14 protein-coding genes are annotated in these 15,225 nt (G+C 53.5%); all 14 read left to right on the top strand.

Annotated features, from left to right (window positions below; genetic code table 11):
* Positions 1 to 5: 5 nt before the first annotated feature.
* The 14 genes from fliT (at position 6) to HZS52_RS03760 (ending at position 15,170) form a co-directional block, all read left to right on the top strand.
* Entirely contained in the window at positions 6 to 416 is a 411-nt protein-coding gene (gene fliT, locus HZS52_RS03825) for a flagellar protein FliT (RefSeq protein WP_022520934.1), read from the top strand.
* Positions 413 to 1,828, top strand: coding sequence for a flagellar hook-length control protein FliK (gene fliK / locus HZS52_RS03820; protein WP_022520933.1), 1,416 nt, complete (start codon positions 413 to 415; stop codon positions 1,826 to 1,828). Before fliT ends, fliK begins: the two co-directional genes overlap by 4 nt.
* Positions 1,812 to 2,105, top strand: coding sequence for an EscU/YscU/HrcU family type III secretion system export apparatus switch protein (locus tag HZS52_RS03815; protein WP_022520932.1), 294 nt, complete (start codon positions 1,812 to 1,814; stop codon positions 2,103 to 2,105). The genes fliK and HZS52_RS03815 overlap by 17 nt, the downstream gene beginning before the upstream one ends.
* Before the next feature lie 106 nt (positions 2,106 to 2,211).
* The gene (gene flhD, locus HZS52_RS03810) at positions 2,212 to 2,544 is read left to right on the top strand and encodes a flagellar transcriptional regulator FlhD (protein WP_022520931.1); all 333 of its coding nucleotides are present in this window, start codon (positions 2,212 to 2,214) and stop codon (positions 2,542 to 2,544) included.
* Entirely contained in the window at positions 2,541 to 3,083 is a 543-nt protein-coding gene (gene flhC, locus HZS52_RS03805; RefSeq protein ID WP_009288432.1) for a flagellar transcriptional regulator FlhC, read from the top strand. Before flhD ends, flhC begins: the two co-directional genes overlap by 4 nt.
* Positions 3,084 to 3,329: 246 nt before the next feature.
* Entirely contained in the window at positions 3,330 to 4,199 is an 870-nt protein-coding gene (gene motA, locus HZS52_RS03800; RefSeq protein ID WP_022520930.1) for a flagellar motor stator protein MotA, read from the top strand.
* Entirely contained in the window at positions 4,196 to 5,143 is a 948-nt protein-coding gene (gene motB, locus HZS52_RS03795; protein ID WP_022520929.1) for a flagellar motor protein MotB, read from the top strand. Before motA ends, motB begins: the two co-directional genes overlap by 4 nt.
* 42 nt (positions 5,144 to 5,185) lie before the next feature.
* A complete protein-coding gene (cheA, locus tag HZS52_RS03790) occupies positions 5,186 to 7,282 on the top strand; it encodes a chemotaxis protein CheA (RefSeq protein ID WP_190374170.1) in 2,097 nt (698 codons plus the stop codon).
* Complete coding sequence (gene cheW, locus HZS52_RS03785; protein ID WP_009288435.1) at positions 7,279 to 7,776, top strand: chemotaxis protein CheW; 498 nt, start codon at positions 7,279 to 7,281, stop codon at positions 7,774 to 7,776. The genes cheA and cheW overlap by 4 nt, the downstream gene beginning before the upstream one ends.
* A 132-nt stretch (positions 7,777 to 7,908) precedes the next feature.
* Complete coding sequence (locus tag HZS52_RS03780; protein ID WP_223828044.1) at positions 7,909 to 9,171, top strand: methyl-accepting chemotaxis protein; 1,263 nt, start codon at positions 7,909 to 7,911, stop codon at positions 9,169 to 9,171.
* Between the two features lie 60 nt (positions 9,172 to 9,231).
* On the top strand, positions 9,232 to 11,379 hold the full coding sequence (locus tag HZS52_RS03775) for a methyl-accepting chemotaxis protein (protein ID WP_190374169.1): 2,148 nt from the start codon (positions 9,232 to 9,234) through the stop codon (positions 11,377 to 11,379).
* Positions 11,376 to 12,248 (top strand): CheR family methyltransferase, encoded by an 873-nt coding sequence (locus HZS52_RS03770; protein ID WP_022520925.1) that lies wholly within the window; start codon positions 11,376 to 11,378, stop codon positions 12,246 to 12,248. Before HZS52_RS03775 ends, HZS52_RS03770 begins: the two co-directional genes overlap by 4 nt.
* 91 nt (positions 12,249 to 12,339) lie before the next feature.
* Entirely contained in the window at positions 12,340 to 13,401 is a 1,062-nt protein-coding gene (locus tag HZS52_RS03765; protein ID WP_009288439.1) for a protein-glutamate methylesterase/protein-glutamine glutaminase, read from the top strand.
* A 59-nt stretch (positions 13,402 to 13,460) separates the two neighbouring features.
* Entirely contained in the window at positions 13,461 to 15,170 is a 1,710-nt protein-coding gene (locus HZS52_RS03760; RefSeq protein ID WP_190374168.1) for a methyl-accepting chemotaxis protein, read from the top strand.
* The last annotated feature ends 55 nt before the right edge of the window (positions 15,171 to 15,225 follow it).

Raw genomic sequence — 15,225 nt, 5'->3', positions numbered from 1 at the left:
CAATAATGTCAGCTCCTATATCCGCTCGTGATAAAAATGCTCAACAGACGCTGCTCACTAGCTATGAAACGCTATTGAGCCGCGTTGAGCACATGCACGAACTGGCTAATGGCGAACAGTGGGCAGAGCTAATTGATCAGCGTACCAACTATGTAATGCTGGTGGATCAGTTGCGTGAGCTGGATACCACCGTTGTGCTTGATGCCGCTGCTCAGCAGCGTAAGGCAGAACTGCTGGAGCGCATCCTTGAGCACGATGTGGAAATACGGCGTCGTTTGGTGGCGCGCCGTGATGAGCTGGGTAAGCTCATAGGGGTATCCCAGCGTCAGCGGAATTTACATAGGGCCTACGCACCACAGCAAGGGGCTCCGGTAGCTTATGACGCCGATGATGCTGATTCCACGAGGTCATCGTGAGTGGTATTACCCCTCTGATTGATACGCTCTTGCACCAAGTGCTTGGGCGCCAAGGCGAGTTGTCGCTGCAGCGAGCATTGAGTCAGCCTGTGAAGCCCGTTTCACCCGGCGAGGGGCCGCGTGCCGTAATGGGTGATGCCAATCTGGATGGCCGTGCGTCGACATCGCCGCTAGGCGACCTAAAGCGTTTACCGCATCCTCTTGATGGGGGGCGAACGTTACCCCGAGGTGAGGCGCAGCCTTCGACGACAGGTTCAACACAGACCCATTTTAGTCCTGCAGCGCGAACAATCGCCGACGTGCTGCTGCGCTTTCCAGCCCCTCCCTCGGTAATGCGGCCCGAAGCACCTCTTATCACCAGTCAGGACGCGCCAGCAGCGAGTACAGTGGCAACACGCTTAGAGGCAAGTATTCGCGATAGTGGTTTGTTTTATGAGTCGCATCTAAAGCGCTGGTTTCAAGGTGAGGGAACCCGCCAGCAGCTAATGAACCAACCGCAAATGCAGCCCGGCCCTCGCCCGCTTACTCCTCTTTTATCGGCAGGCCCGAATGTGTCGCTCCCAGCTGCAGCGCCTTCGACGGCGTCTGCTTTGTCTACAGCTGTCTCAGTTGGGGTGCCACTGACCCCACAAATGCCTACGCAGTCAGCTGGAACGCCCCTGACAGCACAGGCGCTTATGCAGGTGGGGGCGGGGGCGCCTTTGGCAGCTCCCCCGGTAGGGCAGGGAGGCATGGCTATTTTACCCAACGTGCCGCTAGTGCCTGTTACTCATGAACAAGGCTTAGCGGTTCGGTTGGCGAGCGCGTCCCATTTTTTAGCAACTGGCTCGACGGCTGCTGCCCCCACTACCCCCGCTCAAGGGGCTGCTTCGCAGGTGTCGACTAATCCTGCCCAGCCGGCCCCTATGCCTGGCGAGGCGCGCGACAGCCATCAAGCAAGGGCGGAGTATAGCCAGGCTAGGGAGATGAGCGATCTGATGGCCAATCGACCGGCTCGCGAGGTCGTTCACGAAAGTCTGCAGAGCCTGGTGCGCCACCAGCTTGAAATGTTGGTGATGCCGTCTATTCGCTGGGAAGGTGATGTCTGGGCAGGCATTTTTATGGCTTTAGTAATCAATTTGCCTACTCGTGAAGAGGGCCAGGAAGGAAAACAGCAGGGGGGAGAGCCAGACGGTGGATGGCGTTCTGATATGCAGCTCGATGTTCCCAGTTTAGGGGCATTCAGCGCGTCGCTATGGCTCTATCGAAACGTGTTAAGCATCGATTTCACCACCGAAAGTACGCACGTTTATCAGCGTATTGACGCTGGACTGCCCGCGTTAGAGAAGCGCCTTAGCGCCTTGGACTTACAAAAAGTGCAGCTTCGCGCGCGCCATATCGAAGCGGAGGCACCCCATGGCTACGCCGGGTGAGCGACGCCGTCAAGCTGTTGCTCTGGCTTACCAGGATAATGACCGTGCTCCACGGGTAGTGGCGAAAGGCTATGGTGATCTGGCCGAACGTATTATGGCTGAAGCTCAGCGTCAGGGTATTTATGTGCACGATGCGCCTGAGTTGGTAGCGCTTTTAATGCAGCTAGATCTGGATGCGGAAATTCCGGCAAGTCTCTATCAAATTGTCGCAGAACTGCTGGTGTGGGTGTTCGAACTATCAGAGGAAGGGCTAACTCATCGTGAAACGCCTGAGTAGCCATTTACAGACATTGTATGCAACCATGAGGGTAGGTAATAAAAAGTCATTAATGGCGCCAGTATAATGGTCACAACACCGCGCCTGAGTCGTTTAATGGGACATTATGAGTCAAACCAACTTTCTCGATGAAATTCAGGAAATTAATTTAGCTTATTTGCTTCTGGCGCAGCGCTTGCTTGATGAAGATCGTGAGGCTGCTATGTTTCGCTTAAAAATAGACAGCGATGTTGCCGAGCTGATTGTCTCGCTTAATGCTCGCCAGCTTACCAAGTTGGCGCGAACCAGCCAATTATTGTGCCGGTTTAGCCAAACGAGTGCCGAGCGGCTTCGACAGCTTACAGATAATCCCCGCGATCAGGGGTTGGCAGGGCTTCATGCATCACTGCTGTTGGCAAGCGATGCATTTGAGCCAATGCCATCGGGAGGCGAGAAGTGAGCCAGAAAAGCTTGGTCGATGAAATGCACCAAGTGCAGCTGGCAATCGAATTGATTGAGCTGGGTGCGCGCCTTCAGGTGCTGGAAACAGAAACGGAATTAAGCCGCACGCGTTTGATCAAGCTGTATAAGGAAGTGCGTGGCATGTCACCGCCTAAGGGCATGCTGCCTTTTTCCACCGACTGGTTTATTACTTGGCTTCCCAATGTTCATTCGTCGCTGTTTTACAACATTTATTTAAGCCTGAAGGAGGCGGCAGGCTGTGATCGCATCGATGCCTTTGTCAAAGCATATCGGCTCTATGACGAGCAAATGTCGCTGGAAAAGGTGGAGCCGGTTCTCGGGTTAACCCGTGCGTGGACGCTGATACGCTTTTTCGAGAGTGATTTGCTCCAGCTTAATCAGTGTACGCGTTGCACTGGGCAGTTTGTGGCGCACGCTCATAGTCCCGCTCAACACTATGTGTGCGGTATTTGTCAGCCCCCCTCAAGAGCGGGTAAAACGCGCAAAGCACAGCGGGAGAATAGTGAAAAAATGTAACAATCTCTGCGATTACATCACTGATGGTGTGAAGTAGGGTATAAGACAGTAATGAGTACTAACAAGAAATAAGTGTATTGGCTTAGATAGGCCTAAAAGCCAGTGGTGCTTTTTCATTAAACAGACGTCTGACCCTAGTATAATAGGGCTAAGACATGCTTGGAATGGAACATTGCTTAAACATCAGATCAGGTGGCTAAGTTTTGGTTCCCTAATTTAATACTGAATACCGCAAGGATCCTGCTTGTGCTGATACCTCTAGGTTATGTAATCGTATTGCTATCTGTGTTTGGTGGCTATGTGCTGGCAGGTGGCAGCTTAGGCCCCTTGTATCAACCTCTTGAGCTGCTGATTATTGGCGGAGCCGGGGTTGGTGCATTTATCGCAGCGAACAATGGCAAAGCGATTAAAGCGACCTTTAAAATTTTGCCCCGGCTCAAGCGCGCCAAAAAATATAACAAAGAACTTTATATGGAGCTGATGGCGCTGCAGTATAAATTACTCTCCAAAATTCGCCGTGAAGGCATGTTAGGCATTGAACGGGATATTGATAATCCCGAGGAGAGCCCGCTGTTTCAAGAGCATCCTACGGTATTGGCTGATCCTCATATCATGGATTTTCTAACGGACTATCTGCGCTTAATGGTAAGCGGTGGTATGGAACCCATGGAAATTGATGAGCTGATGCTGCACGAGATTGAGGTCTTTGAGCAGGAAGCTCATATTCCTGTCGATGCCATTGCCAAAGTCGGCGATGCCATGCCTGCCTTCGGCATCGTGGCGGCAGTAATGGGGGTCGTTAAAACACTCACCTACGCCGATGCTACGCCGACTCAGATGGGTGTGATGATCGGCCAAGCGCTAGTGGGCACCTTCTTGGGTATTTTGCTGGGCTATGGTTTTGTTAGTCCGCTGGCAAGTTACATCGAACGGCAGGCGAAAGAAGCCGAAAAAATGCTCCAGTGTATTCGCATTACGCTGCTCGCTAGCTTGCACGGTTATGCGCCGCAGTTGGCTGTTGAATTTGGTCGCAAGGCACTGTTTGCCGCCGAGCGTCCTAGTTTTACGGAGCTTGAAGAGTATGTAAGGGATGCAAAAAAGGCCGGTAACGCATGAGTAAGGGTGGTGACAAGCGTCCGATTGTCATTCGACGCAAAAAAGTCGTCCATGCCCATCACGGTGGTGCCTGGAAAATTGCCCTAGCGGATTTTATGACTGCTCTGATGGCCTTTTTTTTGGTGCTATGGCTTTTGAGCGTTTCCAGTGAAGAGACGCGCAAGGGGGTGGCAGAGTACTTTAGCACCCCCCTGGTGACGGCGATAACCGGTGGCGATCGTTCGGGCAGCACCAGCGCGATTCCCGGCGGCGGGCCCGATCCCACTCATAGCGATGGGGAGCGGGCGCGCATTGATAGCCTTCAGCGCACTCGTCCAAGCATGCAGGAACGAAACTTTTTCCGGGATTTACAAGAGCGTATTGAACGGGCCATTGAGCGAGATCCCGAGCTGCGCCAGTTGCGCAATCAAATGCGGTTTGACTTGACCCGCGAAGGGCTGCGCATACAGCTACTCGATACCGACCAGCGCCCCATGTTTGAGCTGGGTAGCGACCAAGTGGCGCCTTATATGCGCAGCTTGTTACGTACCATCGCACCGCTGCTAAATGAGCTTCCCAATGAGCTAAGTATCAGCGGGCATACCGATAGCGTTCCCTATGCGGGAGGCTATCGTGGTTACAGTAACTGGGAACTTTCCAATGATCGCGCTAATGCGTCGCGCCGCGAGCTTATTGCGGGTGGCTTTGATCCAGGTCAGTTACTTCGCGTGTCGGGCTTTGCAGATCGTGTGTTATTGCCCGAGACTGAGCCAACCGATCCTATCAATCGACGCATAGAGCTGGTGGTGTTGTTTCCGGAAATTGCTGATGCGATTCGCAATCCTACTGTAATGGAGTCGGGAGATGCATCGCCAGAAGCTTCAATCGAAGCACTAGAAGCTTCAGCCGAAGCGCAAATTGAATCAACACAACAAGACGAGCCTCAGGTTCAAGCGCAAGAGTAATCTGAGCCTGTCATAAAAGACGACGTTAAGGTGGAGCGGTGTATGGATATAGCGGATTTTTTTGACACCTTTTTTGAAGAGGCTGAAGAGCTGCTGTCGGATATGGAACAGCATTTACTGGAACTGGATGTTGATGATCCAGACAGTGAGCAGCTCAATGCTATTTTCCGTGCCGCCCACTCGATCAAGGGGGGTGCGGGAACCTTTGGTTTTACCGTGCTACAGAAAACCACGCACATTTTGGAAAACCTCCTCGATTACGCACGTAAAGGCGAACTGACGCTGCGAGCCGACCTCGTGGATACCTTTTTAGAGGCTAAAGACATCATGCATGAGCAACTCGATGCCTACCGCAGCGAAGAGGAGCCTAATCAAGAGGCATTTGAACGTATTTGCCAAACGCTGCAGCAAATTGCCTTGGACGAAATTGGCCAACAGCTCGATGGGCCGACTATTCCTGCTGCTGAGCCCAAGGCTGCGCCGACGCCTGCGCCAAGTGAAAACGACGCACAAGCAAACAGTAATAATGCAGAGGCGCCCTCGAACGGCCATCTGCTAGTGGCACTGCTCAACGTTGAAGATAAAGACCGCATTTTGCTGGTTGAAGAGTTAGAGCAGCTCGGTGAAGTGCAGTCCCAGTCAGGCGACGCAAAGCGTTACGAGGTAGTGCTCAAAAGCAGCGACAGTGCTGACGATATTGAAGCGGTCATGTGCTTTATTATCGAACCTGATCAGATTGAGATTACGGCTGTTGAGGGCGTCGCTACTGAGCCAGCCCCAGCCGAGCCAGAAGCCTCGACGCCTGCAGCCCCAGCGCCGCAAGCGCCGGCAGAAAGCACGGCCTCTAAGGCAAGCGCGCCAAAGCCTGCTGCCAAAGAGAAGCCCAAAAAAGCTGCCGCCGAGTCTTCGTCAATCCGCGTATCGGTAGATAAAGTCGACCAAATTATCAACTTGGTGGGTGAGCTGATTATCACCCAGTCGATGCTCGATCAAACGGTTAGCGATTTAGAAGATCAGTCGGTGGGCAATGCCTCACTGCAAAATGGCATGAGCCTACTGCAGCGCAACGCCCGTGATCTCCAAGAAGCGGTCATGTCTATTCGCATGATTCCCATGGAGTTTGTATTCAGTCGCTTCCCCCGCGTGGTGCGCGACACCGCCGGTAAGCTGGGTAAAGAGATCGAATTAATTACCGAAGGCAAGTCGACCGAGCTGGATAAGAGTTTGGTCGAACGGATCACTGATCCGTTAACGCACCTGGTGCGCAATAGCCTCGATCATGGCGTGGAAATGCCCGATGTGCGCGAAGCCATTGGCAAGCCGCGTGTCGGCAAATTAACCCTCTCCGCACGTCACCAGGGTGGCAATATCTTGATTGAAGTGCGCGATGATGGTGCCGGCATGGATCGTGAACGCCTGCTAGCCAAGGCGCGCGAAAACGGCCTCAATGTGTCGGACACCATGTCGGACGAAGAGGTCTTCCAGCTCATTTTTGCTCCCGGCTTCTCAACGGCGAATGAAGTGACCGACGTATCTGGGCGTGGCGTGGGCATGGATGTAGTGAAGCGCAACATTCAGAGCATGGGCGGTCGGGTTGAAATCCAGTCGAAGCTAGGTGAAGGCACCAACACCCGTATCGTGTTGCCGCTTACGTTGGCCATTCTGGACGGTATGTCGATCAAGGTCGGCGGCGAGACGTTTATTCTTCCGCTCTCTACCGTACTTGAATCACTGCAGCCCGCCAAAGACGATATGTACGCCATGGCCGGTGACGACGTGGTGATCAAAGTCCGCGACGAATATCTGCCCGTGATTGCCATTCACGAAGTGCTGAACGTCGAGAATGCGATTACCGACCCGACCAAAAGCATCGCTGTCATTGTGCAGGGCGAAGGCCGTCGTTACGCCATGTTGGTCGATGAGTTGATCGGACAGCAGCAGGTCGTGGTCAAAAATCTGGAAGACAATTACCGCAAAGTACCAGGGATCTCGGCCGCGACCATCTTAGGTGACGGTAGTGTAGCGTTGATTCTGGATATTACTGGTTTACACCGCCTGAGCCGATATAAAAAAGAGGCAGGCAAAAAAGTAGTAAACAATCAAAACCTTTCATCTTTTAAGGAGGCTGAGCCGTCATGAGTCAAGCCAACAATGGTGCGGTACTAGCCGCAGAAGCCGAAAACCGCGAATTCCTAGTGTTCTCATTAGGCGATGAAGAGTACGCCATTGATATTTTGAAAGTGCAGGAAATTCGTGGCTACGAAAACGTAACCCGGATTGCCAATGCACCTGAATTTATCAAAGGGGTCACTAATCTGCGCGGCGTCATTGTGCCAATCGTAGATCTCCGCATTAAGTTTCACTTTGATAAAGTCGAATACGGTGGCCAAACAGTGGTGATCGTGGTCAATGTTGCAGACCGGGTGGTCGGCATCGTAGTGGACGGCGTTTCCGACGTGATGACACTGACCCCTGATCAGATTAAACCGGCGCCAGAATTTGGTGTCACGCTCTCGTCTGACTTCCTGAGCGGTTTGGGTAGTCTGGATGACCGCATGCTGGTACTCGTGGATATCGATAAGTTGCTCACCAGCGACGAGATGGCACTGGTGGAAAGCACCAGCAACCAGTAAGACTAAAAAACATGGCACAAGGAGCGTGCCAAATCAGTTCTACTCAATGATGCATTCTCGCGCTACGGAAAGTGCCAGCGAGTGCCGGTTGTGCGTGGAGAAAAGGGCGTGACACAGCGAATGCGGCAATTAATGAATAATATGACGGTGCGCTTGAGTTGGGGCTTAGTGCTAGCGACACTTTCGGTGCTTGTTTTAATTGCCAGTGGTATTGGTCTTTATGCCCTGCACCATGGTGCAGCAATCGTGCAGGCCTCTGACGATGTGCAGGCACAACAGGCCGCTTTCAGTGCTTTTGCCGCGACAATTCGCTGGGCACTACTCGGGATAGTCGTAATGACTATCGCCACGGTAATCGTGGTTATCTGGGGGGTGACGGCCAATGTGTTGCGCCCGCTAGATCGCTTGGTGGGCTATTTTGAGCGTATGGCCCAGGGGGATCTAAGCCAGGCCATTACCTCTCCGGGTAATAACGAAATAGGGCGGCTTTATAGCGCCATGGCCCATATGCAGAGCTCACTCTCGCAAACGGTAGGTACCGTGCGCACCAGCGGTACATCGATTTATGAGCGCTCTCAGCAAATAGCCAGCGGCAATAACGACCTTTCTTCGCGCACCGAGCAGCAGGCCACCTCGTTAGAGGAGACGGCTTCCAGCATGGAGCAGTTAGCCTCAACGGTGGGTCATAATGCTGAAAATGCCCGCCAAGCCAGCCAATTGGCCGGGAGCGCGACCCTGACAGCCCGCCGTAGTGGCGAAGAGGTTGGTGAGATCGTCAGCACCATGCAAGACATAAGCGCAAGTTCTCATCAAGTCGCTGATATTATTACCGTTATCGATAATATTGCCTTTCAGACCAATATTCTGGCGCTGAATGCTTCGGTGGAAGCGGCGCGTGCTGGCGAGCATGGCAGAGGCTTCGCCGTGGTGGCACAGGAAGTACGTAGCTTAGCCAGTCGCAGCGCCACTGCCGCCAAAGAGATTCGCACGCTGATTGATGCATCGCTCAGCAAGGTAGATACCGGCACTCAGCGGGTCAATCAAGCTGGACAAACCATGCAGGATCTCGTGGGTGCTGTGCAGCGCGTCAGCGATATCATGGATGAAATCGCCGCCGCTTCTGAGCAGCAGAGTAGCGGCATTGGCCAAGTGAATCAGGCCGTGGCGCAAATGGATCAGGTTGTGCAACAAAATGCTCAACTGGTGCAGCAAGCCGCGCGCAGCGCCAATGAACTTGAAAGCGAAGCCGCACGCTTACGCGAGGCGGTTGAGCGCTTTCGGGTCACTGAATTATCTGCCCCGTGCACTCCGGCTGTATTGCCAGCGGCAGCGTCAAAACCCGCAACAAGGCGTCCACAGCCAGTAGCAGAAACAGAAGAGTGGTCATCGTTTTAATTTGCTTGGTAGGGCAGGCGCACTCTTTTTGAAAAATAAAACATTAAAAAAAGGCACACCATGCGTAACAACCAACCAGTCTCTCAGCGTGAAATCGAACTAAAAGAAGACGACTTCCTAGTCTCGCGTACCGATACCAAGGGACGCATCACCTATGCCAACCCTGCGTTTATCGATATTAGCGGCTTTGAACACGCAGAGCTGATAGGTGCGCCGCATAACCTGATACGCCACCCGGATATGCCGCCGGCAGCCTTTGAAAACCTCTGGAAAACCGTCAAAACGGGGGAAACGTGGCGAGGGCTGGTCAAAAACCGCTGCAAAAATGGCGACCACTACTGGGTAAATGCCAGCGTTACGCCGATTATTGAAGATGGGCAAGTCGTGGGCTACACCTCGGTACGTGTACAGGCCAGCCGCGCAGCCATTGAGCAGGCCGAGCGGGCCTACGCTGAAATACGCGAAGGCCGCAACAAGCGGCTTTACTTAGATAAAGGCCGGTTACGCCAGAAAGGTGTGATTAAGCGTTTGGCCCGGGTACGCCTCGACACCATTCGTGCCAAATTGGTAGGCATGATTGTCGTTGCAGGGCTGTTGTTATTAATCAGCGGTGGGCTTGGTCTGTATGGTTTGAATGTCTCCGGCGAGCGCTTGGGGCAACTGAATAATGACGGTCTGCGTGATGTTATTCGCCTGCAGAAAATCGATCAAACCATTGCCCAAACCCGCCAGGCGATGATTGAGCCAGAGCGTATGGAACTGATCAATCAACGCTTCGAGATGGGTGAAAGCATTGAGGAGAGCGCCGCAGAGGTTGCTGAGGTGTGGCAGGAGTATTATTCCCGTGAGGTCAATGCGACTGAGCTTGCCACCGAGTTTGACCAGCAGCTACAGACCTTCCTGCAGAACGGCATGGGCCAGGCGGCCAGCGTGCTTCAGGCAGAAGAGACCTACCAAGCCTTTACCGGTCTCGATGCTGTGATTAGCGTCATGACCAGCGAGGGCCGCATCCTGTCAGGCATGGTTAATCAACTGATTTCCCAGAAACAGCAGGCAGCTGAGGCCATGGCCGTTGATGCTCAGCAAGGTCAAACTACGATGCTGAGCGCTCAAGCCATAGTACTTGGAATTGGTTTACTGCTACTTATTTTGATCGGCATGGTTACTCTGAGGGCGATTACCAGGCCGCTAAAAAGTGCTGCAGGTTTTACGCTGCAAATTGCTGGCGGTAATTTGGCCGCTAAAGTCCCCACCCAGAGACGCGATGAAGTGGGCCAATTGATGGACTCGCTGAATACTATGCGCAAAAGCCTCAGCAGTATCATCTCCGATGTCAAAAGCGGTATTGATGTGGTCACTCCGGCTGCCCAGGACATTGCCAGCGGCAACGAAGAGCTGTCGTCGCGTACTGAACAGCAGGCGGCCTCTTTGCAACAAACCGCCTCCAGCATGGAAGAAATGACTGCCACTGTGCGGCAAAACAGTGAGAACGCTCAAGAAGCCCGTCGTCTAGCCGATAACAATGCTATCCAGGTAACGAATACTGGCGAGTTGATGACACAGTTAGTCGACAACATGCAGCGGATTACCCAAAGCTCCCAGCAGATGGCCGATATTATCAATGTTATCGATTCGATCGCGTTTCAGACCAATATTCTGGCGCTGAATGCATCGGTAGAAGCGGCTCGGGCCGGCGAGCATGGGCGTGGTTTTGCGGTGGTGGCCGAAGAAGTGCGTAACCTGGCTGGCCGTAGCGCTGGTGCCGCCCAAGAAATTCGCGGTCTGATTGATGGCTCTAACCGTGAGGTAAGTGCGGGTGCCAGTATGGTCACCAAAGCCGAAGCTGCGATTAGCGAAGTGGCGGAAGCCGCGCGCAGTGTGACGCAGATCATGCACGAGATTTCAGCCGCCTCCGAAGAGCAGAGCCATGGTATTGCCCAGGTTAATCAAGCAGTAGCAGAGATGGATCAAGGTACCCAGCGTAATGCGGTGCGGGTACAGGAAACTGCACGCGCGGCGGTCTCGCTTGAGAAGCAGGCGGGGCTATTAGCGCTATCGGTGGAAGCGTTTCGATTAAACAGTCAGGGGACGCTACGTCCGCCAGCAGTGACAGCGACTAAGCACACTGCTCAGTTGCCTAGCACATCGTCGCCGAATTCGCCCGTTAAACGGCAGGCAGCCTCAGCAGAGGAGTGGGAAGCGTTTTGACCGAACAACGTGAACGGGTGGTAGACGCAGGTCAGTGGACATCGAGCAGTCAGATTGAGCGCGATCTAGTACTGACGGATGCGGATTTTACACGGATTCGCGAGCTGATTTATCAGCGCGCCGGCATTGTGCTGGCTGAGCATAAACGTGAAATGGTCTATAGCCGCCTAGCAAAGCGGCTACGCCATCATGGCATGACACGCTTTACCGACTATTTGGTGCGCTTGGAGCGTCAGCCAGAAGCCAAGGAGTGGGAAGCGTTTACCAATGCACTGACCACTAACCTCACGGCCTTTTTTCGTGAGGCGCACCATTTTCCGCTGTTGGCTGAGCATATAAAGAATAAACAAGACCCGGTCACTATTTGGTGTTCGGCCGCCTCCACCGGGGAGGAGCCTTACTCGCTGGCAATGACATTGTTAGAAACGTTGGGCGCTAAAGCGTCGCAGGCCAAAGTGATCGCCACCGATATTGATACGGATGCGTTGGCCAGGGCTCGCGCTGGCGTTTATCCCCTGGAACAGGTGCGCAAGATCGATGAGGCACGGGTAAAGCGGTTTTTTCAGAAAGGAACGGGTAACCATGCGGGCTTTGCACGGATTCGCCCAGAAGTATCCGCACTGGTGGAGTTTTTGCCACTGAACCTGCTAGCGCCGCAATGGCCAATTAAAGGCCCTTTTGATGCCGTGTTCTGCCGAAACATCATGATTTATTTTGATAAAGATACTCAATCAAAAATTCTTAAACGCTTTGCACCACTGATGAAGCCCGATGGCTTGCTGTTTGCAGGCCACTCGGAAAACTTCTCGTATATCAGCGACGCATTCAAGCTGCGTGGTCAAACCGTTTATAACCTGGCCAAAAAATGAATAACTATCGTGTCTTTATAATCGCTTTAGGCGCTGTGGCTCCGGCGGTTGCAATAACACATCAGGCGTCTACAGCAAGAGGAGGCGTGCTTTGAGCGCAGCCAAGATCAAAGTGTTGTGTGTCGATGATTCGGCGCTAATTCGCGATTTGTTAACGGAAATTATTAATTCCCAGCCCGATATGGAAGTCGTTGCGGTAGCGCCTGACCCCATTGCCGCCAGGGATTTGATCAAGCAGCACAATCCTGATGTGCTCACCCTTGATGTGGAAATGCCACGCATGGATGGTTTGGATTTTCTTGAGCGTTTGATGCGCCTGCGTCCTATGCCGGTATTGATGGTGTCGTCGCTCACCCAAAGCGGTTCGGAGATTACCCTGCGTGCGCTAGAGCTTGGCGCGCTGGATTTTGTCGCCAAGCCGAGTCTGGGCATCCGCAATGGGATGATGGAGTATGCTGACGAGATTGCCGAAAAACTGCGCGCCGCTGCGCGCTCGCGGCCTCGTCAGGCGCGGCATAAAAACACTCCGCCACCGGAAGCCCTGAAAGCCCCGTTAGTGTCGAGTGAAAAGCTGATCATTATTGGCGCGTCTACGGGGGGCACCGAAGCGATTCGTGCGGTACTTGAGCCGCTGCCTGCCAACGCCCCGGCGATTTTGATTACCCAGCATATGCCCGGCGGTTTTACCCGTTCGTTTGCGGAACGCTTAGACCGGCTGTGCCGGATTACGGTGAAAGAGGCCGCCGACGGCGAGCGGATTCTACCTGGGCACGCTTATATCGCCCCAGGGGATCAACACCTTAAGTTAGCGCGTAGCGGTGCCAACTACGTAGCGCGGTTAGATAGCGGCCCACCGGTTAATCGCCACCGCCCCTCGGTAGACGTGCTGTTCCATTCAGCGGCTCAGCATGCGGGCAAGAACTCCATCGGTGTTATTTTGACCGGCATGGGTAAGGACGGTGCGGCAGGGCTGCTAGAGATGCGCCAGGCGGGTGCGCCCACCATTGCCCAGAATGAGCAGACCTGTGTGGTCTTCGGTATGCCCCGTGAAGCTATTGCTGTCGGGGGGGCTGTGGAAGTGGTGGCGTTAGATGACATTCCCTCGCGAATGATGGCGCTGATCGCCGCCTCCGGCCGCGCCCAGCGTGTGTAGTGCAATTCATAAAAAGTTAGTAATCATAAAAACTAAATAAGCTCGCAAGGGAAATCACAATGAACCGTTTACTGCGCAACTTGAGTATTCACGCCGCCGTGGTCACATCGCTTTGCTGCTTTGTCGTGCTGGTTTTAATGATTTCGGGCTTGAGTGTGGTGGCCGATCGCAATTCACAAAATAACTTAGCCACGCTAAGCGGTATCAGCGATGCGCAGTTAAATGAGGTTAACCGTGCCGATTCGTTGCTTAACCAAGCCATGTTGGCTATGGAAACTGCCTCCAACTACCTGATGGTAGGGCAGACCCAGCAATCCAATGAGCAGGTTGCCGTTGCCGCTGATCGCATTGAGCGTTCTGAAAAGCGTTTCGAGCGCTTTGCGGCAAACTCATTTTCACCGCAAGGCGAGGCATTGGCGAACACCCTAATTGAAGATTTTAATACCGTAATGGGGCTAGTTAAACAACAGCACGACACCTTTGAATATATGGATTTAACCAGCTACAACAACCTGCGCGATGAGCTGGTAGAGCCGATAAATAGCTTATCTGAAAGTATGACGGCGTTTGTCGCCTACGGCTTCCAGCGGGTAGATACCATTCGCGCTGACGCGGATGCCCAAGGCAATCTGTTTGCCATGATCAATGCTGGAGCGGTGATTTTTGCCTTACTGATGACTTTGGTAATCTACCTAGGTTTACGCCGTACAGTGATTGCGCCGCTAAGAGGCGCAATCCAACGGCTGGATGCGATTGCTGAGGCGGACTTGACTAACCCGCTGCCGGAAGCAGGTAAAAATGAAATTGGCCGTTTGTTTGGTGCTATGGGCACCATGCAGCAAAACCTCACCAATATCGTTGGCCGGGTGCGTGAAGGCAGTAACGAAATTCACCACGGCACCCGTGAGATTGCCAGCGGCAACGCTGATCTCTCCTCACGTACAGAGCAGCAGGCGGCATCGATTCAACAAACCGCGGCCAGCATGGAAGAGATGACCGCGACGGTAAAACAGAACGCCGACAATGCTCGTCAAGCCAGCACCCTGGCAGCAGACGCCTCCACCACGGCTGAGCGCGGTGGACAAGTGGTGGAGCAAGTGGTGCAAACTATGCACGGTATCTCCACCAGCTCGAAAAAAGTCGCCGATATCACCAGCGTTATTGACTCAATTGCTTTTCAAACCAATATTCTGGCTCTCAACGCCTCGGTAGAGGCCGCCCGCGCCGGCGAGCAAGGTCGCGGATTTGCGGTGGTGGCGGGGGAAGTGCGTAATTTGGCCAGCCGCAGTGCGGATGCGGCCAAAGAGATTAAAACTCTGATTGATGCTTCGGTAACACAAATTCAGCAAGGCTCCACTCTGGTCGAGCAGGCCGGTACCACGATGTCGGATGTGGTTACTGCAGTGCGCCGTGTTACCGATATCATGGATGAAATCTCCGCTGCCTCCCAAGAGCAGAGTGACGGTATTGAGCAAGTCAGCCAAGCCGTGGGCCAGATGGATCAAGTTACCCAACAAAATGCCGCGCTGGTACAGCAAGCCTCTGCGGCGGCGGCCTCCCTTGAGGAACAGGCCAACCGGTTGGAGCAAGCCGTAGCCGTGTTTAAGCTGTTAGGTATGCAGGGGGCGTCCCATCAGGCGCTGCCTTCCTCATCGCCAGCAACGAACGTTATGCCTGCGCCGAGGGCTGAACAGCAAGCTCGTCGCCCAGCCCCAGCCCCAGCCCCAGCCTCTCAGCGCAGCGACCACGAAGAGTGGGAGGAATTCTGAAGAACCGTTTTGAAGAACAGTTTTGAAAGAGCTGTTTCAAAGTAACCGTTTTAAA

The sequence above is a fragment of the Vreelandella titanicae genome (assembly GCF_014697095.1).
Classification (GTDB): domain Bacteria; phylum Pseudomonadota; class Gammaproteobacteria; order Pseudomonadales; family Halomonadaceae; genus Vreelandella; species Vreelandella titanicae.
Note: the sequence above shows the minus strand (reverse complement) of the source record. Positions and strands in the feature narration are given on the sequence as shown.

Coding starts and splice junctions, on each gene's coding strand:
- fliT (WP_022520934.1), top strand. CDS start 6: ATGTCAGCTCCTATATCCGCTCGTGATAAAAATGCTCAACAGACGCTG.
- HZS52_RS03815 (WP_022520932.1), top strand. CDS start 1,812: ATGGCTACGCCGGGTGAGCGACGCCGTCAAGCTGTTGCTCTGGCTTAC.
- flhD (WP_022520931.1), top strand. CDS start 2,212: ATGAGTCAAACCAACTTTCTCGATGAAATTCAGGAAATTAATTTAGCT.
- motB (WP_022520929.1), top strand. CDS start 4,196: ATGAGTAAGGGTGGTGACAAGCGTCCGATTGTCATTCGACGCAAAAAA.
- cheA (WP_190374170.1), top strand. CDS start 5,186: ATGGATATAGCGGATTTTTTTGACACCTTTTTTGAAGAGGCTGAAGAG.
- cheW (WP_009288435.1), top strand. CDS start 7,279: ATGAGTCAAGCCAACAATGGTGCGGTACTAGCCGCAGAAGCCGAAAAC.
- HZS52_RS03780 (WP_223828044.1), top strand. CDS start 7,909: ATGAATAATATGACGGTGCGCTTGAGTTGGGGCTTAGTGCTAGCGACA.
- HZS52_RS03775 (WP_190374169.1), top strand. CDS start 9,232: ATGCGTAACAACCAACCAGTCTCTCAGCGTGAAATCGAACTAAAAGAA.
- HZS52_RS03760 (WP_190374168.1), top strand. CDS start 13,461: ATGAACCGTTTACTGCGCAACTTGAGTATTCACGCCGCCGTGGTCACA.